General features: G+C 49.1%; 21 protein-coding genes. 1 reads left to right on the top strand and 20 read right to left on the bottom strand.

The features are described from left to right. Positions 1 to 29: 29 nt before the first annotated feature. The 10 genes from flgK to V3851_RS19735 form a co-directional block, all read right to left on the bottom strand. Positions 30 to 1,583, bottom strand: a complete 1,554-nt coding sequence (flgK, locus tag V3851_RS19780) for a flagellar hook-associated protein FlgK (RefSeq protein WP_331848289.1) — start codon at positions 1,581 to 1,583, stop codon at positions 30 to 32. Between the two features lie 18 nt (positions 1,584 to 1,601). Beyond that, positions 1,602 to 2,102, bottom strand: a complete 501-nt coding sequence (locus V3851_RS19775) for a flagellar protein FlgN (RefSeq protein ID WP_331848288.1) — start codon at positions 2,100 to 2,102, stop codon at positions 1,602 to 1,604. A 9-nt stretch (positions 2,103 to 2,111) separates the two neighbouring features. Beyond that, positions 2,112 to 2,399 (bottom strand): flagellar biosynthesis anti-sigma factor FlgM, encoded by a 288-nt coding sequence (gene flgM, locus V3851_RS19770; protein WP_331848287.1) that lies wholly within the window; start codon positions 2,397 to 2,399, stop codon positions 2,112 to 2,114. Positions 2,400 to 2,526: 127 nt separating this feature from the next. Further along, complete coding sequence (locus V3851_RS19765) at positions 2,527 to 2,955, bottom strand: TIGR03826 family flagellar region protein (protein ID WP_331848385.1); 429 nt, start codon at positions 2,953 to 2,955, stop codon at positions 2,527 to 2,529. A gap of 85 nt (positions 2,956 to 3,040) precedes the next feature. Beyond that, a complete protein-coding gene (locus V3851_RS19760; RefSeq protein WP_331848286.1) occupies positions 3,041 to 4,090 on the bottom strand; it encodes a ComF family protein in 1,050 nt (349 codons plus the stop codon). Further along, complete coding sequence (locus V3851_RS19755) at positions 4,087 to 6,189, bottom strand: helicase-related protein (protein WP_331848285.1); 2,103 nt, start codon at positions 6,187 to 6,189, stop codon at positions 4,087 to 4,089. Before V3851_RS19755 ends, V3851_RS19760 begins: the two co-directional genes overlap by 4 nt. Before the next feature lie 188 nt (positions 6,190 to 6,377). Next, on the bottom strand, positions 6,378 to 6,803 hold the full coding sequence (locus tag V3851_RS19750; RefSeq protein ID WP_331848284.1) for a hypothetical protein: 426 nt from the start codon (positions 6,801 to 6,803) through the stop codon (positions 6,378 to 6,380). Positions 6,804 to 7,083: 280 nt separating this feature from the next. Beyond that, entirely contained in the window at positions 7,084 to 7,812 is a 729-nt protein-coding gene (locus V3851_RS19745) for a response regulator transcription factor (protein ID WP_331848283.1), read from the bottom strand. Then, positions 7,805 to 8,980: a sensor histidine kinase gene (locus V3851_RS19740; protein WP_331848282.1), complete on the bottom strand. Its 1,176-nt coding sequence runs from the start codon at positions 8,978 to 8,980 to the stop codon at positions 7,805 to 7,807. The genes V3851_RS19745 and V3851_RS19740 overlap by 8 nt, the downstream gene beginning before the upstream one ends. A gap of 47 nt (positions 8,981 to 9,027) precedes the next feature. Next, complete coding sequence (locus tag V3851_RS19735) at positions 9,028 to 11,751, bottom strand: stalk domain-containing protein (protein ID WP_331848281.1); 2,724 nt, start codon at positions 11,749 to 11,751, stop codon at positions 9,028 to 9,030. A 307-nt stretch (positions 11,752 to 12,058) separates the two neighbouring features. Here V3851_RS19735 and V3851_RS19730 point away from each other — a divergent pair, with 307 nt between their 5' ends. Next, positions 12,059 to 12,907, top strand: a complete 849-nt coding sequence (locus tag V3851_RS19730) for a hypothetical protein (protein ID WP_331848280.1) — start codon at positions 12,059 to 12,061, stop codon at positions 12,905 to 12,907. 56 nt (positions 12,908 to 12,963) lie between these two features. Here V3851_RS19730 and V3851_RS19725 read toward each other — a convergent pair whose 3' ends face one another. The 10 genes from V3851_RS19725 to V3851_RS19680 form a co-directional block, all read right to left on the bottom strand. Further along, on the bottom strand, positions 12,964 to 13,299 hold the full coding sequence (locus V3851_RS19725) for a hypothetical protein (protein WP_331848279.1): 336 nt from the start codon (positions 13,297 to 13,299) through the stop codon (positions 12,964 to 12,966). A gap of 125 nt (positions 13,300 to 13,424) precedes the next feature. Beyond that, positions 13,425 to 14,627, bottom strand: a complete 1,203-nt coding sequence (gene metK / locus V3851_RS19720) for a methionine adenosyltransferase (RefSeq protein ID WP_331848278.1) — start codon at positions 14,625 to 14,627, stop codon at positions 13,425 to 13,427. A 226-nt stretch (positions 14,628 to 14,853) separates the two neighbouring features. Then, positions 14,854 to 15,123 carry an alpha/beta-type small acid-soluble spore protein gene (locus V3851_RS19715; RefSeq protein ID WP_331848277.1) on the bottom strand — a complete coding sequence of 90 codons (270 nt, stop codon included), beginning with the start codon at positions 15,121 to 15,123 and terminating at the stop codon, positions 14,854 to 14,856. A 121-nt stretch (positions 15,124 to 15,244) separates the two neighbouring features. Continuing rightward, a complete protein-coding gene (locus V3851_RS19710) occupies positions 15,245 to 15,772 on the bottom strand; it encodes a hypothetical protein (protein ID WP_331848276.1) in 528 nt (175 codons plus the stop codon). Between the two features lie 124 nt (positions 15,773 to 15,896). Continuing rightward, positions 15,897 to 17,171 (bottom strand): TolC family protein, encoded by a 1,275-nt coding sequence (locus tag V3851_RS19705; RefSeq protein WP_331848275.1) that lies wholly within the window; start codon positions 17,169 to 17,171, stop codon positions 15,897 to 15,899. 58 nt (positions 17,172 to 17,229) lie between these two features. Next, positions 17,230 to 18,483, bottom strand: coding sequence for an ABC transporter permease (locus V3851_RS19700; RefSeq protein WP_331848274.1), 1,254 nt, complete (start codon positions 18,481 to 18,483; stop codon positions 17,230 to 17,232). After that, positions 18,480 to 19,802, bottom strand: a complete 1,323-nt coding sequence (locus V3851_RS19695) for an HlyD family secretion protein (RefSeq protein ID WP_331848273.1) — start codon at positions 19,800 to 19,802, stop codon at positions 18,480 to 18,482. The genes V3851_RS19700 and V3851_RS19695 overlap by 4 nt, the downstream gene beginning before the upstream one ends. Positions 19,803 to 19,853: 51 nt before the next feature. Beyond that, positions 19,854 to 20,444: a TetR/AcrR family transcriptional regulator gene (locus V3851_RS19690; protein WP_331848272.1), complete on the bottom strand. Its 591-nt coding sequence runs from the start codon at positions 20,442 to 20,444 to the stop codon at positions 19,854 to 19,856. A gap of 210 nt (positions 20,445 to 20,654) precedes the next feature. Further along, the gene (locus V3851_RS19685) at positions 20,655 to 23,150 is read right to left on the bottom strand and encodes a hypothetical protein (protein WP_331848271.1); all 2,496 of its coding nucleotides are present in this window, start codon (positions 23,148 to 23,150) and stop codon (positions 20,655 to 20,657) included. A gap of 175 nt (positions 23,151 to 23,325) precedes the next feature. Further along, a complete protein-coding gene (locus tag V3851_RS19680) occupies positions 23,326 to 26,379 on the bottom strand; it encodes an S-layer homology domain-containing protein (RefSeq protein WP_331848270.1) in 3,054 nt (1,017 codons plus the stop codon). Between the last annotated feature and the right edge of the window lie 392 nt (positions 26,380 to 26,771).

Below are 26,771 nucleotides of genomic sequence, written 5' to 3'. Positions count from 1 at the left end.
GACCTCCTAAAAAATCTGAGAGTTAAACATCAACGTCCAACCATCCCGGTTCCGTTAATGAGTTTGTCCAACATTTCATCAAAGGTGGTCATAAAACGAGCTGCGGCCGAGTAGGCATGCTGGAACATGATCATGTTCGACATTTCCTCGTCAAGCGATACACCACTAACGGATTGACGTTTTGCGTTTACCTGGTCGGTAAGTATAAGTGCGTTGTCTGCCTGACGCTTGGCTTCATTGGCTTGCACCCCAACCTGGCCAACTATTGCTTTGAAATAATCATCAATAGTTGAGGTAGCCGTTTGATTGCCGAATGAAAACTTGACATCTTTTAAATCAGCCATAAGCAGAGCAAGACCATTATTCCCTTTTACCACGGTTTCTGATGTACCGGCTCCGGTCGTTCTGAGCGAGGTAGCAATCAAACTCGGATCGTCTATAATAGCCTGGCTTAGAGTAATATTGCCCGCCGTAATTGTTGTTCCGCCATCCTTCGCGGTAAAAAAGTCACCACCCGCAACAGGCGTACCATCGTTAGCGTTATATCCCAGTTTATGCAAGGCGTTGATACCTTTAATCGTAACCGTTAAATCGGTCGCCAAGGTACGACTGTCCCCTTCGTATCGTTGCCCGTTGAGTTCAGTACCTTCGGGCAGAATCGTACCTGCCGGAATAGTGACGGTGATGTCCCCGTTTACTAACGCATTCGCAAAAGTATCAAGCTGGGTCTGGTAACTCTTCACATAATTATCGCGGGAATAGATCATTCCGTAGATTTCGCCGCTATTTAAGTTACCTGCCGAATAAGCGTTTTGCAGCAAATCTGCTGTAACCGCAGTTGTTGTTTCCCCGGTAACAAGAAGTTGTCCACCCATTGTAATCTGATATCCATCCGGCAGCTCAGTCACCTCAATATTTACCAAACTGGATAACTGATCCGTCAATAAATCTCTTTGATCACGGAGGTCATTTGCATTATCGCCAAGACCTTCAATTCGGGCAATCTGACGATTTAAATCCGCAATTGAAGAAAGCATTGAGTTCATGTCCGAGGCATTAACCGCAATATTAGTTGTCAAATCAGAATTCAAATCATTGAGTTGTTTGGCGGTATGGTTTAAAGCATCGGTTAGAGCAAGTGCCGTTTCCTTAACGATTTTTCGGTTTGTAATATTTTCGGGGTCTTTACTCAAATCGGACCATGCGCTCCAGAATTTGTTCACCAATGAACTAATCCCTGTATCGGAAGGCTCATTAATAATCGTTTGCAACTTATCGAGCGTATCATATTGAATGTTCCATGCACCAAGCGCCTTATTTTCGTTTCGGAACTGCTCATCCAAAAACTGTTCTCGAATTCGTTCAATCGAATTGAATTCGACACCTGTACCAAGCTGACCGGCTGTGACGGAGCGGCTTACCCCGTATGCTTCCAATGGGCGGGCCGCGCTCATTTTAACCGTCTGTCTAGAATACCCGTCCGTATTCGCGTTCGCGATATTGTGCCCTGTTGTATTTAATGCGGCCGTCTGCGTAAACAAGCTCCGCTTCGCGGTTTCTATCGAGTGAAATGTCGATGCCATAAGTTCCTCCTTGTTCGTTTAAGCTCGGGCGTCGAAATAACCAGGTCCCTTCGAGCCAGAATATTTATCGGTCGGCGGCTTGTAAGTAGCCTCTTGCTCCGGCGGCGCGCCAAGCAGTTCGATAGAGTAATTCACAAAAGCAAGGGATTGCTCGATCAGCTTCTGATTGAGATCATTCAATCTCTTCAGTTCTTGCAGGGTCCAGGAGAGAGCGGCCTGTACATTCTTAAGAGCCTCTTTCTCCGCGGGATCAAACACAAGCCTGGTCAGCTCCGTAAGATTGAGATTTAGCCTGGACTTTATCCCCTTCTCTCGCAGGAAAGCCTGACAGGCATCCAGCCGCTGCTCTTCCAGGTTGGAGATTTGCTTCATAATTTTCGACTCCTGATTCATGATTCCGATCAGCGTCTCCATATCATTTGCCATAATGGCTTCCTTCTTGGACTCCCCGCATTTAATCATCGTCAGGTGAACTTCATTGAGCTCGTAAAGCGAGTCAATCAATTGCTGTATAGCCATAGCCGCCCCCTATTTATCGGTAAAAAAAGACTTGAAATACGGAACCAGCTTCTCGGCCAATTTCCCGGCATCCACATTATAAGTTCCCGAAGAAACCTGCTGCTTCAAGTCTGCGATACGCTCCAAACGCGAGCTGTCGATGGATCCTTCCTGGGCCTTCAAGAGCTCCTGGGCTTCCGTCGAGATGGATACCTCGTCCTTGCGGCGGGTCTTGCTGTCCAGGTCCTTGCGCTGCGTTTCAATTTGCCGCTGATAATTGTTGATGGCCCCGATCCGTCCGGTCTCATTGATTTTCATGGGTTTCACCTTTCCTTCCCAAATAAAAAAGCCGATAATCTTTACTAAGTTTATCGGCGTGTCTTGAATCATATTTAATAGCGAACCATTGGATTGTGAAGAATATTATGCCAATATATGAAGGTTTCTAACGCGACGGACCTCGGAATTTGTCGACAACCCCGTAGGCGCCGCCTCCGTTTCGGTCGTCATCCCTGCCTTGGGCCGATCCGTGTGCCTCTTCTCTCGCGGCTGCGCTCAAATCGCGGGTAAGGCGTCCCCGGCAGGAGTCGCACATATTGCCCTCGCGGATAAGAACTCCGCACACCTCGCACGGATACATCATATTGGGGTTATTCGCGATCGAAATACGGCCCTCTTTGATAAATTTGGTGATTTGACGAATGGATACTTCAGTGGCGTCAGCCACCTCTTGTATCGTGGCGGTCTTCTCCTCGCGTAAAAATTTGACGCATTTCTCATATTCCTGTTCGATCTCTTTTACGCAAGATGGACAGATGTCTCTGAAATTTTTGGCAAACAGTCTCCCGCAGCGCGGGCAGTTCCCTAGATTCATCTCCATACGGATGATCGTCCTTTCAAAAAAATAACATGTTCTGCAAATAAGATTACCCTATTTGGGGAAATTCGTCCAATGTTTTTCAGGAACGCGCCCAAGTCAGACTGTAGATTTCGGCCGGACGCCCAAGGGATAAGCACAATTTCCGAAGCACGGCGGAACACGCATTCACCGTACTCCCTGTAGTGTACACATCATCTATAAGCAGCAGTCTTACGGGACCTGTTGTGTAATCTTCGCTATAATCAAAGGCCCCGGTTGCAAAAATGGAAAAGGGAAATCCGCACCGTTTCGGATTATTCAACGCAAAAGTCAGCTTGTCCTCCGCATCCGGTGCAGAACCAAAAACACCCTGCAAATCCCGGAGGCGCTGCCAACGGTTTTTGAAGCTTTGCTTCTCGGTATGCTGCGTACGTTCGAGCAGCTCCAAGAGCGGCAACCCTAGCACGGAAGCCGCCCCCGCCGCGAGTTGTTCGGCCTGATTGAAGCCCCGCTCAAGCATCCGGTCATTGCTTACCGGCACATAAGTGACGGCATCGAACCGAGAGCTCCTTTGACGCTTTTGCTCGCCGAGTTCCCGAGCCATTTGCAGCGCAGCCTTCCCGGTCATCCGGGCCAGGATCGTCCCTAGCGCCTCATTGCCTCTGAATTTATACTGGGCAAGCCATTCCTTCATGGTCGCATTATAGGAAACAGCGCTTCGGTTCAACACATAATATCTCGGCGCCCTGCCTTCTCGGCTGCAATCGGGGCACCCGACATGCCGGCCGCAAATCTCGCATCGAGGATGCTTGATCCAAGGGATGGAAGCATAGCAGGAAGAACAAATTTCGGGATAGCCTTGGGTTTTGTTTGAAATCATCTTACCGCAGGTAAGACATGGCAGGCCGGGAGGAGCCAGCAGATTATGCAGCGGCGACAGCATTGCCTCTTTCGCGCTGTCCCAATCGATTCGGGAGTAGGGGGACACCACTAACTGTTCTTCAACTAATCCCACATCCTCCAAGCCTTGAGCGCTTTCGCATCGAGAGCCCCCACCATCATGGTCTACCGGCCGGTTCCGATTCCATATACGTCTCCGTTCTCTATTGATCTTCACATTTTCGTTATAACTGTACCGTGCGCTCGTCATCCGTTTACAACCTCCCCTTCTTCATTAAGAAAACCTTTCTTGCGCGCCGCAGCGTTCATCGCGCGGATCTGCCGTACGGCGCCCCGTTGGGACTTCGTCCACTCCGGCGAGACAAACACGATCGCACCTTGCGGATCATCCTTGGATCTGCCCGCCCGGCCGGCCATCTGGACTAATGAAGCCTCGTCAAAAAGCTCGCTGTCCGCATCGAGGATGTATACATCACTTTTGGGTACGGTCACCCCGCGTTCCAATATCGTGGTCGTCACCAAAAGCCTGATTGTTGTCGCCCTGAAACTCAGGACATGATCGGCTCTATGCTCATCCTTTGAGGAGGTCCCTTCAACGGGAACCCCCGGAAACTGCTTCCGCAGCAGTTCTACAACCGGATCGATGTGGCGAATGCGGGAAACGAAAACAAAAACCTGGGCGCCGCGGTGAAGCGAGAATTTCAGCGCCGACAGCAAAGGCCGAGGAAATGTTCGCCGTCTGAGGCAGGCTTCCACAGACGCCATGGCGATCCGGCTCGGAACCGGGAGCGGGTGACCGTGGAAGCGCGCCGGTACCTTGGCGTGAGGCAGAAGGCCTGTCCTGACTTCCCGCTGCATTTTTGCCGGCGGCGTTGCCGAAAGGAAGATGAACCTGCCGCCCGGCTTGCAGCAGTTCTCGGCGGCGTAGGCCAGCATCGGATCATTGTGGTAAGGAAACGCGTCCAGTTCGTCGATGATAACCAGATCAAATGCGTGATAGAACCGCATAAGCTGGTGGGTCGTCGCCAAAAACAGGCGGCTCTCGTGCCACCGCTGCGGGCTTCCTCCGTACAGAACTACGGCCGGATCGTCCGGGAAGGCTTTGGCGATCCGCGGCGCCAGTTCCAGCACGACGTCGCGCCGCGGCGTGGCTACAAGCGCCCGGCCGCCGCAGTCCAGCACATAACGCAGCAGCGGGAAGATCATTTCTGTTTTGCCCGCGCCGGTGACCGCCCAGAGCAGGAAGCGGGGCGGGCGGGGCGAAGCTTCCGCCGGGCCTGCGAAAGCTGCGCGCCGGAGCAAGCCGGGCAGCGGAAGCAGGCGGCGGAGCGGCGTTCGGAGCGGGCGGCCTGCCACAGCCGCGTCGTAAGGGGCAACGGCGGCGGAAGCGGGGCGCTGTGCTTGCATAGAGGGACGCCGCCGTGGGGGCTGCGGCTGAGGTTCCCGCGCAGCCGCCAGAAAGCGCAGCGCGGCCCCGGCCGCTTCGCGCTGCGCCGGGCTCAGGCCCCACCGGTCCAGCAGGGACCCGGTGGGGCTCTCCGCCGCGCCGCCTGCGGCCGGCGCGGGCATGGCCCCGGCGCTGCTGCCGCGCAGCAGCAGCGCGCAGGAGCGGCTGCGCCCCAGCGCGAGGCAGGCCTCGCAGTAGGCGCAGCCGCCGGAGCCGCACGACCCGCAGGGCGTGCGGCTTTGCACCGCGCTGCCGCAGCGTCGGCAGCGCAAGCCCGCGGCCCGCCCGCCGGCGCGGCGGGCCGCCACACCCGGCAGGGCGTCGCCCGCAGGGCCGACGCCCGAGGTGAGCTGCACGCGCCCTTGCAGGTGCGCGAGCTGAACCGCAGAGCGCCAGGCCGGGCCGAGCTCCGGCAGGCGCTCCGCAAGCAGCTGCTGCAGCTCCGCTTCCAGCAGCGACCTGCCCTCCAGCGCGTCCGCAATCCGCGACGCCCCGGTTAGCAGCGTTTGCGGGTCTATATCCGCAAACGCCACATCGGCTTGCTTCCCCTTCATCCACAGCAAGCGGGGCGTCTCCAGTTCAAGCCGCGCCTTGCGGTCTCTTCCCCCCTGCTCCGCTCCCGGCTCCCGCTTTAATTTCGCTTCTATGTACTCCAACCATTCCCGGGGACTCCACCGGTCCATTGCCGCCGAGCCCTGAAATCCGTCGCGGAGATAGACCGCCCGGCCGAGCGGCATGGAGGCGGCCAGCATAATAATCGCCTTAACCTCATTAAGCTCCCTCTGTCCGCCTTCATAGCTGTGTTTTCCTTGAAGCCACCACCAAAGGTCAATCTTGTAATCCAGGCTAATCCTTAATTGCCATCCCTTATCCAGACTGATCGCATACACGCAAGCTCTCATACTGCCCCTCCTTTTCAAATCAATAATTAATCTGATAAATCTATTATGTTTAAATATATCCCTGTTTTGGGAATATCCGTATGTGTCAAAAAAACAAAAAAGCACACTCCCGGCTCTCGCCGTTAAAGAGTGTGCTTCACACTTTCCATTGTTTCCGCATATGAAATTCAAACCGCCGCAAATACCGTTTACGCCTGTACATATGGAATCTTGGCCGCCTCCTGCGGGACGCGAAGATCGACATGCACTTTAACCTCTTCCTCCGCTAAAGCAGCAGAGTGCCTGGTTACCTCATCTTCGCCCACCGTCTTCAAGCCGATAGTTGTAAGCTCAATTCCCGCCTGATCCCGCAGCCGCTCGATGATGGCCAGTGTATCATCCCGGGACGCCTCATCCAATACCGTGACCTTGATGGACTCGCCATGCAGCCGCGCATACCATGATAAGGCTCTCAAATACCACTCCATTTGATTCCCGTGATTGTGGGTCACCAAAATATAATGCAGTTTCTTCCCGTTTTCCGGTCTTTTCCGGGGGAGGAAACCGTACATGAAATGTACGAGCACCGCCGCTGAACCGTAGCAGAGCAGAATCCAACCGACATAGGAAACCATGGACACCACCCTTTCCCTAGTAAGAAAGTCAATAGCAGGCGTACATAAAATCCCGCTTATTGAACTTTCCTTTTATAACGACAATATATGCCGCCATAGGGAACTCGGTTCCTGGCTCGCGCTCGCACTTCAATCAAGCCACAAATTTACACATCGATATGTAAGCAGCCCCACTGACTTTGTTTATGCAAGAGGTCCTCAAATTTCATGATCCAGTAAAAAATGGCATTCTTTTGCATAAAAAAGCCCTTGTTCGCCCGGAACACGAAATTGAATTCCGTTACAGGGTAACCCAACCAAATTTAATTGCGTTAATTACCGCCTGGGTACGGTCATCCACATCCATTTTTTGCAAAATACTGCTGACATGGTTCTTGACCGTTTTCTCACTGATGAACAGATGCTCGCCGATCATCTTGTTGCTGCGCCCTTCGGCCATTAGTCGGAGCACCTCGGCTTCGCGCCGGGTCAGCGGATTATCTTCGCCGGCCACAAATTTAACGCCGGCTTCGCGGATCGCATTATCCTCGGCAATCGCGCCCGTCTCGCTTAAATATTCCATCCGGCGAAGCTGTTGAATCAGCTTGCCCGTTACCTTCGGGTGGATAAAGGCATTGCCCTCGGCCACGGTACGAATCGCGTTGATCAGGGATTCGGCTTCCATATCCTTCAGCAAATACCCGGTCGCCCCTTTGCGCAAGGTCTCAAAAACATAGCTTTCATCGTCATGAATCGACAGGATGATGATCTTCACTTCGGGGAGCGTTTCGCGAAGCTCGGCCGTAGCGTCGACCCCGTTGAGGATCGGCATGTTGATATCCATCAGCACGATTTCCGGGTGAAACTGTTGGCAGCATTCCAGGACCTGGGCGCCGTCGCCGCATTCACCGACGACTTCGATATCTTCCTCCATATTCAATATTCGCTTCAGACCCTCACGAAATAATTGATGGTCGTCGGCCAAGAGTACTTTAATTTTTTGTCTGCTGTTAGAATTCAGGTTATCCATCCTGGTACTCCTTTCTCTTTTCTGCGTTAGTCGGAATGTGGATTATAACTTTTGTGCCCATATTCGCTGTTGACTCGATTTCCATTCTTCCTTCTAGCAATTCCACCCGTTCCCTCATACCGATCAATCCGAAATGGGTATGTTCCTTTGTCTTCTGCTCCAATTGGTCGACCTTGAATCCAAGGCCGTTATCCTGAACGACAATTCTGACCATTTGGGCTTGATAAGTGATATCTACACCGACATAGGTAGGGCAGGCATGCTTGGCTGCATTACTGAGAGCTTCCTGGACCAGTCTGAATATCGCTGCCTCCATAGGGGAAGACATCCGGTGCTCCTTACCTCTTGTTTCAAAGGTGGTCCGGATCTTGGTCTTTTCTTCAAAATCATGTACATATTTGCGCAAGGTCGGAATCAGACCGAGGTCGTCCAAAGCCATCGGCCGTAAATTGAAAATCACCTTCCGCATTTCTTCCAGACTGGAGCGGACCTGTCCCTTCAAATCTATTATTTCGTCCTGCACCATCTTAAATTCCTGCTTAGCGAGCATTCTTTCAACAATTTCCGTCCTAAGAACTAGATTTGCGAGCAATTGCGCGGGACCATCGTGGATTTCCCGCGAAATCCGCTTGCGCTCTTCTTCCTGGGCCAAAATAATCTTGAGCCCGATCATCTGCCGGTTTTTAGCCGATTCCAGAATCCGCGTAACCTGCCCCAATTCGCCGGACAAATACTCCAGCACGACTCCGAGCTGCGAGCTGACCGTTTCCGCGCGTTCCACGGATTTTTCGACATTGCGGGCCCGTTTCTGCAATTCATCGCGGCGGGCCTTCAAATACATTTCCTTTTCCCGAAAAATCAACAGATCCAGTTGAAGCTGGGTGGCCTTCTCGTAGGCTTGCTTGATGTCCTCTTCCTTATACCGCACAAAATCCCGGCTGACTTCCGTCAGCCGGATGCGGGATCGACGATAATTGATTTCAAGTTGATCGACCTTTTCCACGGTCTCTGCCGTCTCCTTGATCACTTGCTGCAATTCCTTATTGAGCGTATTCAGCTCATTGCGCGCAGCATCCAGGATCTCAAGGATTTGCAGCTTGCTGTTCTCCATGACGCCTACGGCGTTTTTGATAACACGGTCAATTGCATCAGCTTGATATTCTGCCACTTCAACCTTCTCCATTCCAAGTATCCATATATTCCGAGCTTATCATATCATGATTGAAGGGTGATAGTTTTGGTATTCTTCTCCCAATTTACGAGAATGCCCAATTGCTCAGAAACCAAACGGAGCGGGACCAAAGTCCTGCCGTTTACAATCATCGGGGATACTGTGGACTGTTTTGCCGATCCGTTTAACAAATATTGTTTCTTCCCTACCGTCAACTCCAGCACGGTTGTGCCGCGCGTTACCGTTATTTTTTTCGCGGTCGCATTCCATGTTGCTTGCCCGCCAAAGGCATCCAAAACATATTTTATCGGAACGTATGTGGTGTTGTCTTTCAATACTGGCGCCGCGTCAAGCGTTTGCTTCTTGCCGTCTACGGTCATGCTCTTCTGGCCGATCACCATCGTCGCCTTCACGCTGGGCAACCCGTCCCCGCCATCCGTAACGGGGGCCGTAAACCGGATATTATCAAAAGATACGCTTCCCGTCAAAGCCCGCTCGTCCTGACCGTCCTCCAGATTGACGACATACAGCCGCTTCAAATTGGCCGGATGCTTGATGGCACTGGACGTAAGATCAACGGTAATCGTTCTCCAACCGGTAAAATCTAACGGTCGGGCGAGGTCCACATACACGCTCTTGCCGTCGGCATCCGCGAACTCGGCCCGCAGCCAGTTCAGGCTGGCATCGCCCAGCACATCGATAGCCATCGATGTGGCGCCCTCAGGAATCGTTTTGCCCGTCGTTCCATTGAGCTGTGCGTATCCGAATTTATTGCCGGTGCCTCCCGTAAGATCATAATCCAGTTTCAGTACCTTGGATTTCTCGCGTTCTCCCGTCCCCTGCACCACTGCGGCCGTTCCCGCCGCTTCGGCAGGGAGCCCTGTAAACGATACCGGGTAGGTCACATTCTCGAAGCTCTCCCATACCTGCTCTTCCGAGGCGGACAGAACGATCGGCGTGCCGCTGAATCCGTCGTAGGTCGGCGTGGCATAAGCCACCTTGGCCCCGCTGTTCACGGACTCGACCTTCAGCACTCCGTCCTGTACGCTCGCCTTCATCCCGGTAAATTGCCATTTGATCGATTCATCCGGGACATCGACCGTACGGCCATCCTTCAGCTTGGCCGTTACCGGTACGGAAATGGTTGCCCCCGCTTCCAGGGAAGCGTAGGTCGTCACCGGCGTCAGGCTGCTTAAATCCGAACCGCCCAGCACAGTGACCTTCATGCTGTCCTTGGAATCGCCGCTGACCGCGGTAATTTGCGCCGTTCCCGCTTTAACGCCCTTGAACCCGTCTCCCGTCCAGGTTACGTTGCCGTTGTCGGCCTTCCAGGTCGCCTGAATTCCCGAGGCGTCCACCGGATTATAGTACGTGTCGTAACCTTTCAGGGTATAACCTTCGGTCTGTCCGATCATCAAGGTTGACGAACCGCTGACTTTAAGACCCTTCAGGGCGCCTTGAGGCGCCGTGCTGTATACTCCCAAACCATTGGCTACGGCCCGTTGCCCCGCCGAGCCGTTGGAGGTCGTATATGTCAGTTCCGCCTCCGTTTCGGCAAGCGGGCGGGTAACCATGGTCGTCGAGCCGCCGCCGTCCAGGTTGACGCCTTTCCAGACGCCGATGCTCGTCATAAACTTCTGCAATTCGGCCAAAGTCAATCCCGAGCTGGATTCGTTCTTCTCCGCCGTGACGATATAGACTTTGGTACCGTCCTGGGAATAACCGACCGCTGTCCGCGCGACCGCGCTGCTGCCGCTGATCGATGTCGTGGAACGCGTAAAGGACGACGCCTTCCCTCCATCCACCAGAAGGGTATGCCCGCCGATCATCATTTTGAAGCCCGACGGATCGACTTCCTGTCCGCTGGTTTGGGAAACCAAACGGTAAGAAGTATCTACCCGCTGCCCTACCTGCATATGGGACATAATATATTCGGCCGCTTCGCCGTGGGCGCGGAGGATGTACCCGTCCGACGGCACGGTGCCGACAATCGCCGATTTATAGGAAATTTGCTGAATAATCCCGCCTTGCACCAGCACCTCGGTCGGCGTCGTTCCGCTCGCTTTCGGCCGTTCCTCGGATTTCCATGCACTCGTATAAATAAACATTTTGTTTACGTGGCTGTAGCTGCCGTCTGGCTCCGTCTTGTAGGATTCCTGGTTGATCCCTGTAAGCGGGAATGTCGAGCCGTCCTCGGCCATTACCGTGCCGGAGAAGCCATAGCGGTCGATCACCGGCTTGTTGTCGGCGGTTACCGCAAAAGTAAACATGCCTTCCAACTGCGCCGGGCTGGTTACCAGTTCTCCTTGGGACACGGCGGCGCCCATCGGTACCCCTTGGCCGCCCGTGGCGAAGAAATCCCCGTTCACCCCGGCGACCGCGCCGGTCTCCTTGGCCATTCCCTCTACGGATTGCCGCGTCGTCACCTGTCCGCCTTTCCCGGTCATCACATCCAATTGGACGTAAGGGTTGCTCAAATCAACCTCGATCACATCGGCCAGCACCTTCACCTGCTTGCCCGAACGCGTTGTTGTATATTGATATTTTACCAGCTTCGCACCTGACGTAATATTCTCTTCACTTAACCGGACCGTCTGGCCTTCTGCCGCATACGCGGTTTGCGCCGACTTTCCGAAAGGTTCCAATAAAGCTACCGGCTGAATCCAGATCAATCCCGCCAAAGAGACAAGTATCAGCTTTTTCCCATGCTTTGCCGCAAGACGCACCACTTTCGCTTTGCTTCCGGCTTCCTCTCTTTTTACAACCATTTTTGTCTGCTACTCTCCCATCTTTATTGCAGTCTTTTATCCCGGGTTATGCGCTCCCGCGGAATCTAGTACATAATTAATAGACTACAATTAGCCGGAAAAGTTACGAAAAAAAGCAAATTTCATGAATAATGGGAAAGTCTGAGATGTTTAGCATTGACTATCTTATGAATTGGATTATTATATACATATTACTATAATTATACTTTACAGTGACGAAGAACGTCCTAACTTTCTGAATGCATGATTCAGAGGGTTAGGACTTTTTTGCTTGTTGGACAATTTTTTAGAGGGAGGGTTTTGTAGTATGAACGGAAAATTTGAAACCGCATACGAGGCATTTGTAAAATCCCACTTTTGCGGAGAGGCAGAAGAACGAAAGACACCGCATGCTAGAGGACGGGGACGCAAGAACTTGATATTTCTCAGAAATGTATGGTGGCCGCTGTTTAAAAGCTTGGAATATTTATGCCCGGAGTTTGAAGTTCGCGACTGGTGCGGGGAACCCTTTTCCGTGGACTTTGCTTATCTGCCGGGTCAGGTAAAATATGCGATCGAAGTCAAACGATTTGTTCCGGATGTTCAGGAAGATGGCCGCAGCCATTTCTCCTGCGGGCTGAGCCGGGAATTATACCTGCAAACGCTAGGATTCCGGGTCATTTCATTTGCCGAAGACGATGTCATCAACCGGCCCGAGCTATGCCGATACTTGCTGCAAATGTTGATCTGCCGATATCAGGCCAAGCCGCAGTCAGCCGAAACCCCCTTGTTCGCCGAAATGGAGGTGGTCCGTCTGGCGCTATGCTCATCGCGTCCGCTTCATCCCGGGGAAGTGGCTCATCACCTTAACACCGACGAGGGGACCGCGGTTTCCATGATGCAAGCGTTATGCACCAAAGGCTGGCTTCGCCCCACCCGGGTTGGCTTCGGGGATAAAACGCTTCATTATGAATTAGTCAGAAACGGGATCGAGAAAGGAACTATTGGGTCAGAGCTTACGCGTTCCGGCAAAAGGCAGGAGGTCGACGATCGAGGGGAAATGGTGTTCAAGCTGGACAGGGTCGTAGAGATAGCCGCTGGCCCTATGTACTCAGCGCAAAATAAGCCGGCGGATTATGGGGTTTCCTTGCACGGCGATTCGATGCAGCAGAAATAACCCTTTTGCTCGTGCTTCGCTCAAAAGGGATGCGCTGGATTGAATTTGAACGTTCGTTACATAGCCGCTCGTTTCATCTCGCGGATTCTCGTTTCCTGCTCCAGGGAACGCATAGCCAATGATTCGAGAATCCGGTCCTGGCGGCTGATATTCTCCCGAGATTGCGAGACAGCTTCTTTTAGGCTCGCCATATCTTGTTTAATGACGGTAACATCCTCTTTAACAATCGCGAGCTTCTCGTTGGTCGACTTCACGATATTAATGAGCTGCATAATCAAACCTTCGTGTCTGTCGAGCCGTTTGTTAATGCCATTAACTTCATCTTTCATTACACTTTGTCCACTTTTAATAATACCAAGTTCGCTTAAAATTAAATCCAGCTTCTCTTCCATCGTGATTCCTCCTTCTTACAAATTTAGATTTATTATACCATACCTTGAGCCAAGTCTTGTGTCTAAAAGAGAAAAGGATACCGTCTTCAACACTTGAAGTCGGTATCCTTCTATTTAAGTTGAACTTACAGCCCCGCTTGTGCTTTGAGGGCTTCTACCTTGTCCACACGCTCCCAAGGGAGATCGATGTCCGTACGGCCGAAATGGCCATACGCCGCCGTTTGGCGGTAAATCGGTCGGCGGAGATCAAGCATGCGGATAATGCCGGCCGGACGAAGGTCAAAATTACCGCGAACCAGCTCGACCAGCTTCTCTTCAGGCACTTTCCCCGTACCGTACGTATCGACATTGATGGAAACGGGATTGGCTACCCCGATGGCGTAAGCCAGTTGGATTTCCACTTTGTCGGCCAGCCCGGCGGCTACGAGGTTCTTCGCCACATAACGGGCGGCATAGGCTGCGGAGCGGTCCACTTTCGTCGGGTCCTTCCCGGAAAAAGCACCCCCGCCATGACGAGCATAACCGCCATAGGTATCGACGATAATTTTGCGTCCGGTCAAGCCGGCGTCCCCTTGAGGCCCGCCGATGACGAAACGGCCCGTCGGGTTAATGAAGTACTTCGTTTCCGCGTCCAACAGCTCTGCCGGAACGACGGGGAGAATGACTTGCTCCTTAATATCTCTTTGGATTTGCTCCAGTGTAATATCTTCGGCATGCTGCGAGGATACGACGATCGTATCGACACGCTTCGGCTTGCCGTCGATGTATTCAATCGTGACTTGCGTTTTTCCGTCGGGACGGAGATAGCCGAGCGTACCGTCCTTCCGTACTTCGGAGAGTCTGCGCGCAATACGGTGCGACAGGGCGATCGGAAGCGGCATCAATTCCGGAGTCTCGTTGGTGGCGAACCCGAACATCAAGCCCTGGTCGCCTGCGCCGATATTTTCCGTCTCCTTGTCCACTTGCGCCGGATCCCGGTTTTCCAAAGCCGCGTTGACGCCTTGGGCAATATCGGCCGACTGTTCGTTTAACGAGGTAAGTACGGCACAGGTGTTGGAATCGAACCCGTACTTGGCGCGGGTATAACCGATCTCTTTGATCGTATTCCGGACAATGGCCGGGATATCGACATATTCGGATCTTGTGCTGATCTCGCCGATCACGAGCACCAGACCGGTAGCGACCGATACTTCACAAGCCACCCGGGCGTATGGATCATTCGCCAGGAATGCGTCAAGAACCGCGTCGGAGATTTGGTCGCAAATCTTATCCGGATGCCCTTCAGTAACGGATTCGGACGTAAATAAGTGTCGTCCTTGGATGGACATGAAAATCAACCTCCCCATGATTAGTATGGCAAAACATCTAAGTATCAATCCTGAAAGTACCCTATGGTGAATGCTAAATAATCCGTCCGAGGATCACCGCAGTCGTGGTTTATCATAGCAAAAAATCAACCTTTTCCTGGGCGGAAAAGGTTTGATTGACAATCCTCAAAAGTCATATTATCGCATTTGGCAAGTCATGTCAAAATAAATGAGAAATTTTACACAATTAAAGCATAAAATTGCGTTCCGCCTGAGCTACCAAGCGTTTGGTGATTTCGCCGCCTACAGAGCCGTTTTCGCGTGAAGTCAAATGCCCCCAATATTCCCCATAACTTTGACCGGCTCCTAAAGCTCCAAGTTCCCCGGCAAACTCCGTGTCCGCCGATCCGGAAAAGCCAGCACCCACAGGCAATCCGAACTCCGAGGCAATTTCGTATTTCCATTGCTGCAGCACATGACGGCTTTCCGGGACGATCTTGCGGTTGTTTCTTGCCATAAATAGCACCTCCTGATGATCTTGATCTTCATCTTCAGGATTAGTATGGTGCCCGACGACCGTCGCTACGCATATTAATGTTTGTTATCGTTGGCAAAATTATACCCTGGCAGCCGCTTCTTTATTTAAGGATCCGGTATCCGCCGCGCACCATTACGGTTAAATTATGGGTGTCTCCTTCGCGAACCTGAATGCCCCGACCGTCCCGCGGAAAGGACAACAGATGATTGTTGTTTACGGTTCCCCCCGTCACAATGTCGACCCCATCCGTCAAATCCGCTACGCCGTTGGCATCCTTACTATATATTACCGCTTTCCCCGAGCGGACGATAAATTCGGCCCCCGCGGAAGCGATAAGGATCTCTCCCGGTTTCACATCGACAATTTCAATCCCTTCGGTTGAACCGCCGTCCGTTGAGCCCGCCTCTTCAGTCCCGGACGATGGCGTTGTAACGGTGCCGCCTCCGCCGCCTAAGGCTTGCTTAATGGCTTGGTCCACATAGCTTTTCGTCACGACCGGATCATCGGATGTCCCCGGCTGCCCGGACACCCCCGCGCCCTCGGCTTCGATGTTCAAAAGCGAGCCCGTCAAAATCCCACCGCCAATTGCCAACACCAATGCTGCCGTCTTCCAGCTTATTTTGCTCATGACACATCTCCCATCTAAAACTACTAAACTATTTATAATGATAGATGGTTTGATAGTTTAAGACAAGCAAAAACCCTCCTCATTATGGAAGAGGGTTTTGATGCATATAGATGTCGACCGTCGTTTAAATGATGAGCCCGTTTTCCATGGCTTCAACTTGGCGGGTTATTACAAAATACTTCAACTTGGTTAAATTCGCTTTGGTTTCGGCTTGCGTCAGCGTAAACTTCAGCTTATTCATATCAAAGGCGGAAATAAAGCCTTTCTCATACCGGATGTTATTGTTGTTATAGTCAAACAGGACATCCTGATACTCGTTATCGGCCGTTACCGCCCCAAGATAAGCCGTTTCCGCGTCGTTATAAATTTGATCGACTTTCTTCGCTTGTTCAACATACAATTGTTCACCCTGCAATTTGGCGATTCTCGTGCTTAATTCAAGGAAGTCCTCTCCGTCATCGCTGGCCGTATCCGTATGGGTTTCTTCCCACTTCGCTTGGTCGATTTCTTTATCTTTCATTTTAAGATCATAAGATTTGGCCAAAATCCTGTTGGTATCTTTTCTTTCCACCGGCTGTAATTCCGGCAAAGGAATGTCCTCAAGCACCAAATCCGGGTTGTATTCGATCCCCAAATCATAGCTTAACTGAACCAGGTCGGCCTGATATTTTTTCTCCAAAATATTCAACTGCTCGTTTTGTGTCCGAACGGCGCGCTCCGCCTTCACAATATTCTCCTTCGAGCCTCCGCCATAGCTTTCTAGGATTTGGGCTCTTCTCACATCGTTCTCAAGCAAAGCAACATATTCTTTGGTGGTTGCAATTTGCTCCTTCTCGGACAGCAGAGTAACATATTGCGAAGTGACTTGCAGGATGGCACCCTCTCTGGCTTTATCCGTTTCCAGCAAGGTCTTCTTTTTATTCGTATCCATTTGCTCGATTGCGACTTCCAACTGATTTCTTTGGGAGCGGACCAACTTGTTCATTCCGTCCACAATATCACTTATTCCGTCCATCATTCCGTTGATCACCGTATTCGCCTCAATCGTTGTCCCCAACCACAATAATTGGTCTGGAGTGGCGTCCTCGGGAATCCGGTAGGTCGGATCCGTCAAAATATCCATCGGATCTGTCGGAAGCTTGTATTTGTATACCGAACCGGTTACGGATAATTCGTCCTTCTGCGCCTCCAAATCCCCTTGTTTATTATCCAAAGCGCTAAATTTAAGTCCCAGCAAAGCCAAATTATAAGAATTATCAACAGCCATATCGATCGCGGAATTTAAACTTAAGCTGTCCACCCGTTTTAAATCTTTAAGCGGATTATTCGCCGCTGATACAAACTGACTAGAACCAAACAGCAGCGAAACCGCCAGCGGACCAATGATCCATTTTTTCATGACTCCGGCTTCCTCTCTTTCCTAATCCAAAAAGTATAGTTTATACCCATCCAGCTTCCTACATGGAGACTGTTGTCGTTGGTGCCGCACTAACCGGTTGAGCAGCAATCGGCAATGCCGGGGTTGTGCTCTCGTAATGCTCCTCGTCGTCCGTTATATTCTTAAATGAAACGAACCGGGAGTACAGCAATCCGGCCAATAAAGCAATTAATCCAATCACGGCCGTTGAAATACAGTCGTTCAAAATATGGGAGGTAGGCAGTCCCTTCAACATAATCGTACGAAGCGCTTCGAGAAAATAAGTCAGGGGCAACCCGTGCGCGATATTTGCCAAGACCTTGGGCATTGCCTCCATCGGCCAGGAATGGCCCGACAGAGAAAATGAAGGCAACGCGACCAGCATGGAAATCTGCAGCGCGGTAATTTTATTGGGCAGGATCAGGCTGAGCACATACCCTATCGCCGCAACCGTAAATGAGAAGACAACGGCGATCAACAGAAGCGACCAGACCGAACCGCGGAATGACAATTTATATACCGAAGTAAGGATGGACAAAACTACAAAGACATTTAGAATGCCAATCATCCAATACGGAAACATCTTCACAAAAGCAATTTTCCAGGGGCTTCGCTTCCAAACGGCAAACCTGCCCCATGTTTTTTCTTCTTTCTCTCTTGCGATCGTCATCGAGCCTGCCATAAGAATGACTTGCTGCAAGGTGGTGGCCGCCATCCCGATCACGAGAAAATCCTCATAGTCAAAGGTCGGGTTATAGAGCGTTCTGGAGCTAAAAGGAATACTTGTCATCGTGGCGCTGACCTGCTCATCCTGGAGCCCTTGCTGCATTAGCTTCTTGGAGGAAGCCCCGTAACTGTAGGTGGCTATAACTTCGTTAGCCCCTTTCAGCACGGAGTTTGTGATCATCAGATTTGTGCCGTCCACAAATGTAATTACCGGCGTTATGGTGCCATGCTTCAGCTTCGCATCCAAACCGGCCGGAATGACGACGGCCGCCCTTGCGCTCCCTTCATCGATTGTCTGTTGCAGCTCGGCTTCGGAATAAACTTCGCCAACAATCTTAATCGACATATGGGCGTCCAGCGCCTGTATGATCTCCTGGCTTAATTGGCTATGATCCTCATCGTAAACGACGGTCGAAACATCCGTAATCGCACGGTGGCTATAAAGTGACGCAAAGAAAAACGTATAAAAAATAGGGCCTATCAACAAGATCACCAATATTACGCGATCCGTAAAGATCTTTTTCCATTCATCCGCTAACGCGGAGCCTATGGTCATCCGGGTATTCACTTGGCTTCACCCGCTTTTTCGTCTTGAGCCGTCGCACCGCTTTTTCCATACCATTCTAAAGTCATTCCGGTTGGAACATCCGAAGGCAGATCCAGCAGCTCTATCTTAATTCCGAACGAGCGGATATCGAGATCGCCGGTATTCTGGGTCGCTTTTTGCGAGGCAAAAGTTGCGGCCTGAGCCACGGAAATTACTTTCCCCTTCAGCATTTTGTCGCCCGATACCAGCTTGATGTCGACATTATCATTCACTTTGATCCCGGCCATCTCCGTCTCAGGCAGGTAAAACTTTGCCGTCTTGATGCTGGCGGTTTCTTGAATCGTGAATACCGGGAAACCGGAGCCGACAATCTCTCCGACTTGCGCCGATTGCGAAACGACAAATCCGTCGGATGGAGCAATCAACTTGGTGTAGCCAAGATAAGTCTCAGCTTCCGTCAGTGCCGCCGAAGCTTGTTGTTTGCCGGACTCAGCCGTATGTAATGCCGCTTCGGCTTGATGAATGGCCGCTTCGGCCGTTTCAACATCCTGTTTCTTGATATCGATCTGCGCCTTGTTCGCTTCCGCCAGGGCCAACGCTGCCTTCGCCTGATTAAGCGTGGCTTCGGCGGCTTTAATCTCTTCTACGCGCGCCCCTTCTTTGGCCATGTTATACTGCTCTACCGCTGCGTTATAGGATGCTTCCGCCTGAATGTTGGTGGCTTTGGCTTTGTCCAGGTCCGCCTGACTGACCAGACCCTCGGCAAACAACTCCTCCGTACGCGTCAAAGTATCCTTGGCAATATCATAAGCCTTGCTTGCCGCATCCATTTGGATTTCGGCCTGCTTCAGCTCTTGCGGCCGGGCCCCGGCCTTTAAAGCGTCTACCTTGGCCTGTGCCGCATCGACAACCGCTTTGGCCTGTTCGATTTGTTTGTTGATCGTATCCGCAGTAAGCGATACGGCCCCTTCACCTTGCTGCTTTTTCGTTTTGGCCGCATCAATCGATGCTTCCGCCTGCCCGATCTGTCCTTCGGTCACGGCCACCGCCGCCTGAGCCTGGGCAACCTTGGCATTGATCTCATCGCTTTCGATCGTGGCGAGCACATCGCCTTTCTTTACTTGATCCCCTTCCTCAACAAAAATTTCGGTAATCCGCCCGCCTACTTTAAAGCTCGCACTCGCTTGGTCCGCTTCAATAAAAGCTGTCGGGCGGTTCACCTTCTCGCTCCCCGAAGTCACCTGGTTAGAGCTAACGATCCATATCCCTGCAACGATTAGCAGGCATAAAACCACATAAATTATAGCTCTGGGATTTAATACAGCTTTTAGTTTCTCCATGTTTCATTTCTCCCCCGAATTGGTTCTCTATTTTAGTCATAGTCTCTTTCCTTAATCCTGCTGTCTTACATGCAGCCCGCCCGCCAAAAAAACGCGAACGAATTCCTTAATTTGCTCTTTGGTTAGCGGCTCATGGAGATTGTTCCAATCCACGGTCAGCGCGACGTAAAGCTTCACCATCACGAAGGAAATTACTTTTGGATCAAAGGAGTGAATCTCCCCGTGCTCGCCGGCAATAGCGATCTGCCGCTCCAGATAACCAAGAATGGCCTCCTCGACTTTAATCAAGCCTTCATGGGCCTGCTGTGTGCCAAAATTGCGCACCTCTTGGATTAGCTTGTGAAGAAGCTCATGCTGGCTTCTGTATTCCAACAGCGCGTCCATCGTTTCATAAAGATTTTCAAAAAACGGCTTATCCTCTCTCACCGTCCGCTCAATAACGAGCTTCATATCCGCAATGATCGAATGAAGAATTTCATCAAAGAGCTCTTCCTTATTGGTGAAAAACGTATAGATTGTCCCCTTGGCAACATTTGCAATCTTGGCCACCTGGTCCATCGTCGTTGCTTTATAGCCGAACAGCGAAAAAGACCTCTCCGCCGCTTCAACTATTAATTCACGGCGATTCACCGCGCTTGCCATGAAATACGCCTCCTTTAACTTTAAATTGACTTTTGATACGAAATGACCAATTTGTTATTCTGGTCATTCGGTCATTAATCATGATATCATTTCCTCGATTGGATTTCAATTCATTGTGGAGGAAAATTTTTATTAGTTAGAAAAAGAAAAAGGCAGTGCAGGAATGGATCCTGCACTGCCTTAATCATCTTTACTTTAGTTTTTCATTAATTACTCATAGCCTACAGCATACGTAGCAATTTTTGTTTTCTCTCCGCCAAAGGAATCATACACAGAGAATTGGAATGCACCCGAACGATCTGTTTGATATATTGGGTCGGAGACGGTGTAACTAAACGATTGATTTGTGCCAATTGTAAAATCTTTCTCAAGTTCAATTTCCTTTTGGAATTTCAATCCGCTGGAATCCATGACTTCCAAAATGAACTTATGCCCGAAAGTACCCATATTGTAAGTTATATCCCGCTTCAAGTCGTAATCAAACGAGACTTCAAGGCCTCCGCTGCTTGTACGGCCTTCAATACCTTTGATACTCAAGCTATAAGGGAAGAGTTCAATATTGGTTAGGCCGCTTTTAATATCGCGGCTATCCAACATCAATTCCATAGCGTTAGCATTTACAAATCCGGTGGATGTTTCACCGGTTGCGGTTAATTTGCTGCCGTTAATTCCTTCGCCCACGATCAACTGCATATTCGAGAGTGTAAGGTTCTTCGGAACTTTCGCCGAGAACGTGACGATGTTGTTCGTTTTAGGGCTAACCGTTGTTTCCGGCTGAGTTACTTCAGCTTTATAATATTGACCGTCACTCGTCTTAAAGTATGCCTCTAGTTTTGACAATGCAACCTGCATATCCTCAAGATTTCGCATAATCATCTCAGTATAGAGGACATCCGAAGATGTACCTTTATACACATATGTTGCGTGTTCTTGCAGATCCGCCTTTTTCCCGGCCATATCCATATTGTAATACGACCCGTTAGTTGTAACTGCAACATCACTAAGTTTGCCAAGGTTCGTAAATTGAACCCAGTTGCTTGTTTTCTCATCCGCTTTCTTCTCAAGAAGCTGAACTTGAACCTGATTGAAATTCAAATTAGTAGGTACGGTTGTAACCACATATACGCTCGTTTTTTCTCCAGGGCCCAAGATGCTGCTGGCGCTGCTATTAATGAGTTGAGTCGATTCACTAACGGAAGAGCCATCCACTTTATAGGCACCGGCAAACTGCGGTAATTGAGCCGCAACCGATCCTCTATTCACAATTGTCAGTTTAGAGGTCAAGAGATTACTGTTATCCCATGGCAATTTTTGGACAGCGTCTAACGATACCCCGAATAATCCGGCATTATTTTTCACATACCGTTCCTCACCCGAAGAGTTGTACATCGTTTGAGCCTCCGGAAGAACAAACACGGCTACCGGATAGCTGGATGAGCTTGTCGCCGGCTCACCCTCGGTTGATGCTGAGCCGCTCGGCACTTTCATGACCAATTCCAGGTTTCCAAGCGCGGAAACAGGCATTGATGCATCTAATGAAATATTTTGTTCTTCTCCCGGATCAAGCGTCAATCCGGAAAACTGATCAGTAGTAATTGGATAAGAGGTCGAGCCGGATTGAAGCTGGAACGAATAAGCCGGAACGGTTACCGCCTCCGTACCTGTATTCGAAACCATTAATTGAACCGATACATCACTTTTGAAATTGCTCTGATTCAGATAGGCGCTCTGAATACTTGTCTCAATTTTAGAGTTCCCGACTAACAAAGTCTTTACTTTATTCGCTAAAGTCTTGGAGTTGTCGGCACTTGCATTAGCGAGTTTCATAGACACAATAGGATAATCCAGTTTCAACGTTTCATCCGTCTCTATAGCAATCAATTTTAAATTATTCGTACTTACATTCTTAGGCAGTTTTGCATTTAAATTAATCGTTCTATTATCTTGAGATTGAATTTCGTAGCCTGTGCTCGAAGTGTCTGGGGTCATCGTAAACGTAGTCCCACTGACCGTCTGAATGACAAATTTCAAATTTGGCTTACTAAGCAGACTTGAACTATTGTTCTGAATGTTAAGTGCCACATTTGCGTACTTATAGTCACCAACCGTTAAAACATCAAAAGAGTTCACCTTGAACTTAACTCCTGTCCCGTAAACATCCACTTGTTGGGAGTAGTTAAGCGGTGTAGAGATTGTATAGCTTGCCGGAATTTTAAAACTGCCCAAATTGCTTTCATAATTCGCCTGACTGAAATCCCATTTAATCAGTTGAAAAATCAAATCACTATAATTCAGATTTTTACCGATTCTGGCTGTATAAGTAACGCTTACTTCAGCTCCGGGAACCAGTTTCTTCTTGCCGCTATCTTTCGAGACGATTGAAACTGTATAAGCTGTCCCTGAATTTGTTTTAACCTTTGTCCAATAATCCGTCAGATCAATAGTAGTACTTCCATTGTTCTTATACACAAGCGTATAAGTTAATATATTCTGTTCATCTTGGGACAGAATATTAACATTGCTTAGTCGGACGGTGCTATTAGCCGCAAGCTTAACGGGAGCCAAATTGTTCACCGTATGTACTACCGTTGCCGCCTTATTGGCGGCAGCCGTAGAAGATGATGCAGCTTCTGCAGAATATAAACCAACCTGACTTATAAGAACGGTAGCCGCTAAAGAAGCAGCGAGTGTTGTTCTCTTATTCAACTTCAAACCTCCTAGATATTTGTCGTATACATTATATACGCATCAACTTAGGAAAAGTTTAACACAACAAGCTTAAAAGTTCCTGAAAAAATTAAATGACCCGTAAGAGTCACTTTTTTCAAAGTGGTCTTACGGGTCATTACTCACTCACTCAGAAGAGGGCAAGATGTGATGATTATTTGGCCAAGATACTGTCAGAGTAATCTTTAACAGTGTTACCATATGGATCTTGAATATAGCCTTTAGGGTCTTTGTATTCAATTTCAATATCGGTACCATCTGCAATTGCTTTAGTAGTTTCGATTTGAACTCTGATTACATTGCCTACTTTGTAAGTTACGCCATCGATTTCAACTTCTTCACCAACGATATCAACTCTCTTAACTGTTACATCACCAGCACCAAGTACATCGATATCGAAGAGGTCTCTTACTGCTTTAGCAGTAGGATCATTGTAATCTGTGAATCGAACATCTTGGTCAAGAGTAAAGTCCAGATAAGTTGCATCAGTTGTGGATACATATTTCACTTCATCAACTTCAGGATCAATTTCGTCCTTGAGTTCGATTGCTTTGTTTTTCAAATCGTTAGTCCATGTAAAGTCAACAGCATTTCCATATTGGTCTTGAGTATTGTCATCTACAGTAGCCAAGCTGTAGGTACCTTGCTTAAAGTTAGCGAGTGGCAGATCGCGATCCAAGGTCAGTACCAATTTCTTGTCCTTGTCTTTCAACTCATAGTCATCAACATAAGCTACTGCTTTACCAGAAACAGTATTGACGATTACAAAGTCGTCCTCGTCTACTGTGGAAAGCGCAGTTTTGAAGCTAATTTCCACAGTATCAAGAGCGGTAGCCTTTGCTACACCGTCTTCTTCAACTATTTTTGTGCTATTAACAACCTGTTGAAGAGTGTAAGGTGTATCGTCGCCATCCTTCAGATAATCACCATCAGCATCTTTAATGTAGCTTGCATAGACAGTGTCACCTTCTCCAATAGCTTCTTCGGTGTAAATACGGATTGTATCCTTGCCGATTGGAGCGATATCGTCGTCATCATCCGTCAATTCGAGCTTAGTGTTAGAAGCATCGTCTTTATCTGAGAAGCTGAATTTAGCATGATCATCGTTGTCGGCGGAAATTTCGGAGTTAAACTCGATGTAAACATAATGTCCTTTACTACCTTTTTCCTCCAACCATACACGAGCGATGTCGGCATCTTCAGTTCCTTCTGGATCAAGTGCAACGGAGTAAGGAAGCATTGTGTTCGCGATTACAGCGTCATCTTCAATGCCTTCAATTTCCAGAGTGTACTCATCGTCGAACTCTGTTCCGAAGTCGATTGTTACGATATTTTTCACGGAGTCGTATTCGATAGTACGAGTTGGATGTCCATCTTTGTTTACGCCGGCAATATCGGCTGGATCTCCGTCTTCATCAACAAGGGTGTAGTTGTCTTTGTCTTTAGCGGTCTTTGAATTAAGAGTTTCGCTAAATTCGATTTTGGCAATATAATTGCCATTTTTCTTTTCGAAATCAACATCTACAACCGTAGGACGAATCGTATCCAAAGTAGGAGTTACAGTTCCTTCGCGGTCAGCTTTGTTGCCGCTGTAGTCCGAAACACCGTTCAGATGAATAGTATTTTCGCCAGTGTTCAGCTTATCGTCAGAATCTTTAAATACAAGTGTTACTTTATTATCTTTAATTTTAGTAACTTTCAGATCCTTGGAAGAAGAGTTGGCATAGCCATCTTTTACATCCTTAATGGTTTCATTGAAAGTTACAGTAACTTCTTTCAGGTCATCAGTTTCGATCGAAACGATTTCAGGAGCTTCAGTATCAACAGCTACCTCAAATTCATTTTCAACCGGAGCAACTTGAAGACCGGCGAAGTCTTCTACTTCACTTACACGAAGAGTATGAGTTCCTTCAGCAAGATCTGTAACAACGATTACTGTGTCTGGATAAGCATATTTCACAGAAGCAGCGATTCCCTTACCATCAACACGATAGTTTGTTGCAACAACAGCTTCGGTTTTATCAACCGGTTCGCTGAAGACAACTTTGAACGCTTTTGTTCCCAGACCAACTACTTCTTTAATCGTAGGAGCAGTAACGTCAATTGGGGTGAATTCGACTTTTTCATTGAAAGTCTTCGTTCCGTCTTCATTCAGAACATTTTTGATTTCCAGCTTAGTTTGTTTTTGTTCTGCCAGTTCAGAACCTTCAGCCAACAAGAGCGTTACAGTTGTTTTGTCTTCGGACAACGTCGCGCTTTCGAAAGATTTACCGGAAATCACGTAGTTGTTTTCGTTTTCTGCACTTACTTTGTCAACAGTGCCGTCGAATACAACAACAACTTCCTTCAGGTTCTCAGCAGTTACGGATTGAACCGCTTGAGCAACTGTAGTTACATAAGTAACTTTTTCAGTGTACTCAACACCGTTGTGAGTGAATTTCACTTCAGTTTCTTTGTTAGCTACGAGTGGAGTTTCCAGAGCAACTTCAACTTTTTCGCCGTTGGACAGCGTGAAAGTTACGTTGCTAGGGTCAACTACTTCGTAAGAAGAAACTGTAGGAACTTGGTTAGCTTCGTATACTGCGTGAGCAGCAATTACTACTTGGGAGCGAGTTGCATTAGCTTGGTAGTTAATGCCTGCATCCAGGTAGCCGGCTTTAACAGCCGCTTCTACATAACCTTTAGCCCAGTCAGAAGCTGTGTTGTTAGTTTCTGTTGGAACTTCCAGGTCGAGAGCGATAACCAGAACTTTAGCCAGCTCTTGAACTGTTACGTTGCCAGTTGGGTCAAAGAGTTTCTTAACGGAATCTTTACCTTCCATGATGCCTGCTGCCGTAGCTGCTTCGATGTAAGGAGCTGCCCAGTGCGATGCAGTGTAGTTCTTGTCAGTGTAAGTTGCAACACCTGTAACAGGTTCCAGATCGATTGCATTTACGATAACTTTAGCAAGTTCAGCGCGAGTGATCGCTTTGTCCAGGCCAGCAGTGCCGTCTGGGTAACCAGTAACGATGCCTGCTTCTTTGAGGACATCAAATTTTTGTTGTGGCGTCAAGTTATTGTCTGCGCCGAAGGCTACAGAAGCAAACATAGAGAATGCCATTGCTGTAGACAAAGCCACGGATAAAATTTTCTTCATAACCTTTTTTTCTCCTCCTTGATTAACTATCACATGAGAGTTTTCTTTAAATGAATAGCTCGTGTTACTCATTAGCCATTGCACCCCCTTTCCAGAGCCTGAGCAGGTTTCCTATAAATTAGGTCTGCGGCTAAATCCGCAGAAACTTGTAACCAGCTTCATACATAAAAATAGAATGTAGAAATAGACTAGTTTCCTAATCCTACCTAAACATTATACAATGAGTCCCAAGTGCCGTAAAGCTAAATTTTCTAATAGATAGACAAGTTTCCCCATGAGGTACATGTTGGAATGTCTAAACTGGTCATCATTGTCAATGCTCTACATCTTAAACGCAGCAGGATTCAAAAAGTTGCGGGGTTTCGAAAAAAAATTGCAAGATTGTTACCTTTGCTAACTTTCCCCGATTTTGCATCAATTTTACTTCCCTGCCGCCTGACGGAAATTAGTATAACACCCCTAAA

It is taken from the genome of Paenibacillus haidiansis, assembly GCF_036553665.1.
GTDB classification, from domain to species: Bacteria; Bacillota; Bacilli; order Paenibacillales; family Paenibacillaceae; genus Fontibacillus; species Fontibacillus haidiansis.
The sequence above is the reverse complement of the archived record's forward strand: the minus strand, read 5'-3'. Positions and strand labels throughout refer to the sequence as shown.

Bases quoted from the DNA above. Each gene is read 5' to 3' on its own strand.
- V3851_RS19745 (WP_331848283.1), bottom strand. From the start codon at position 7,812: ATGGATAACCTGAATTCTAACAGCAGACAAAAAATTAAAGTACTCTTG.
- V3851_RS19695 (WP_331848273.1), bottom strand. From the start codon at position 19,802: ATGGAGAAACTAAAAGCTGTATTAAATCCCAGAGCTATAATTTATGTG.
- V3851_RS19715 (WP_331848277.1), bottom strand. From the start codon at position 15,123: ATGGCAAGAAACAACCGCAAGATCGTCCCGGAAAGCCGTCATGTGCTG.
- V3851_RS19760 (WP_331848286.1), bottom strand. From the start codon at position 4,090: ATGACGAGCGCACGGTACAGTTATAACGAAAATGTGAAGATCAATAGA.
- V3851_RS19725 (WP_331848279.1), bottom strand. From the start codon at position 13,299: ATGGAAGAGAAGCTGGATTTAATTTTAAGCGAACTTGGTATTATTAAA.
- metK (WP_331848278.1), bottom strand. From the start codon at position 14,627: ATGTCCATCCAAGGACGACACTTATTTACGTCCGAATCCGTTACTGAA.
- V3851_RS19750 (WP_331848284.1), bottom strand. From the start codon at position 6,803: ATGGTTTCCTATGTCGGTTGGATTCTGCTCTGCTACGGTTCAGCGGCG.
- V3851_RS19730 (WP_331848280.1), top strand. From the start codon at position 12,059: ATGAACGGAAAATTTGAAACCGCATACGAGGCATTTGTAAAATCCCAC.
- V3851_RS19775 (WP_331848288.1), bottom strand. From the start codon at position 2,102: ATGGCTATACAGCAATTGATTGACTCGCTTTACGAGCTCAATGAAGTT.
- V3851_RS19765 (WP_331848385.1), bottom strand. From the start codon at position 2,955: ATGAATCTAGGGAACTGCCCGCGCTGCGGGAGACTGTTTGCCAAAAAT.
- flgM (WP_331848287.1), bottom strand. From the start codon at position 2,399: ATGAAAATCAATGAGACCGGACGGATCGGGGCCATCAACAATTATCAG.
- V3851_RS19755 (WP_331848285.1), bottom strand. From the start codon at position 6,189: ATGAGAGCTTGCGTGTATGCGATCAGTCTGGATAAGGGATGGCAATTA.
- V3851_RS19680 (WP_331848270.1), bottom strand. From the start codon at position 26,379: ATGAGTAACACGAGCTATTCATTTAAAGAAAACTCTCATGTGATAGTT.
- V3851_RS19705 (WP_331848275.1), bottom strand. From the start codon at position 17,171: ATGAAAAAATGGATCATTGGTCCGCTGGCGGTTTCGCTGCTGTTTGGT.
- V3851_RS19690 (WP_331848272.1), bottom strand. From the start codon at position 20,444: ATGGCAAGCGCGGTGAATCGCCGTGAATTAATAGTTGAAGCGGCGGAG.
- flgK (WP_331848289.1), bottom strand. From the start codon at position 1,583: ATGGCATCGACATTTCACTCGATAGAAACCGCGAAGCGGAGCTTGTTT.
- V3851_RS19710 (WP_331848276.1), bottom strand. From the start codon at position 15,772: ATGAGCAAAATAAGCTGGAAGACGGCAGCATTGGTGTTGGCAATTGGC.
- V3851_RS19735 (WP_331848281.1), bottom strand. From the start codon at position 11,751: ATGGTTGTAAAAAGAGAGGAAGCCGGAAGCAAAGCGAAAGTGGTGCGT.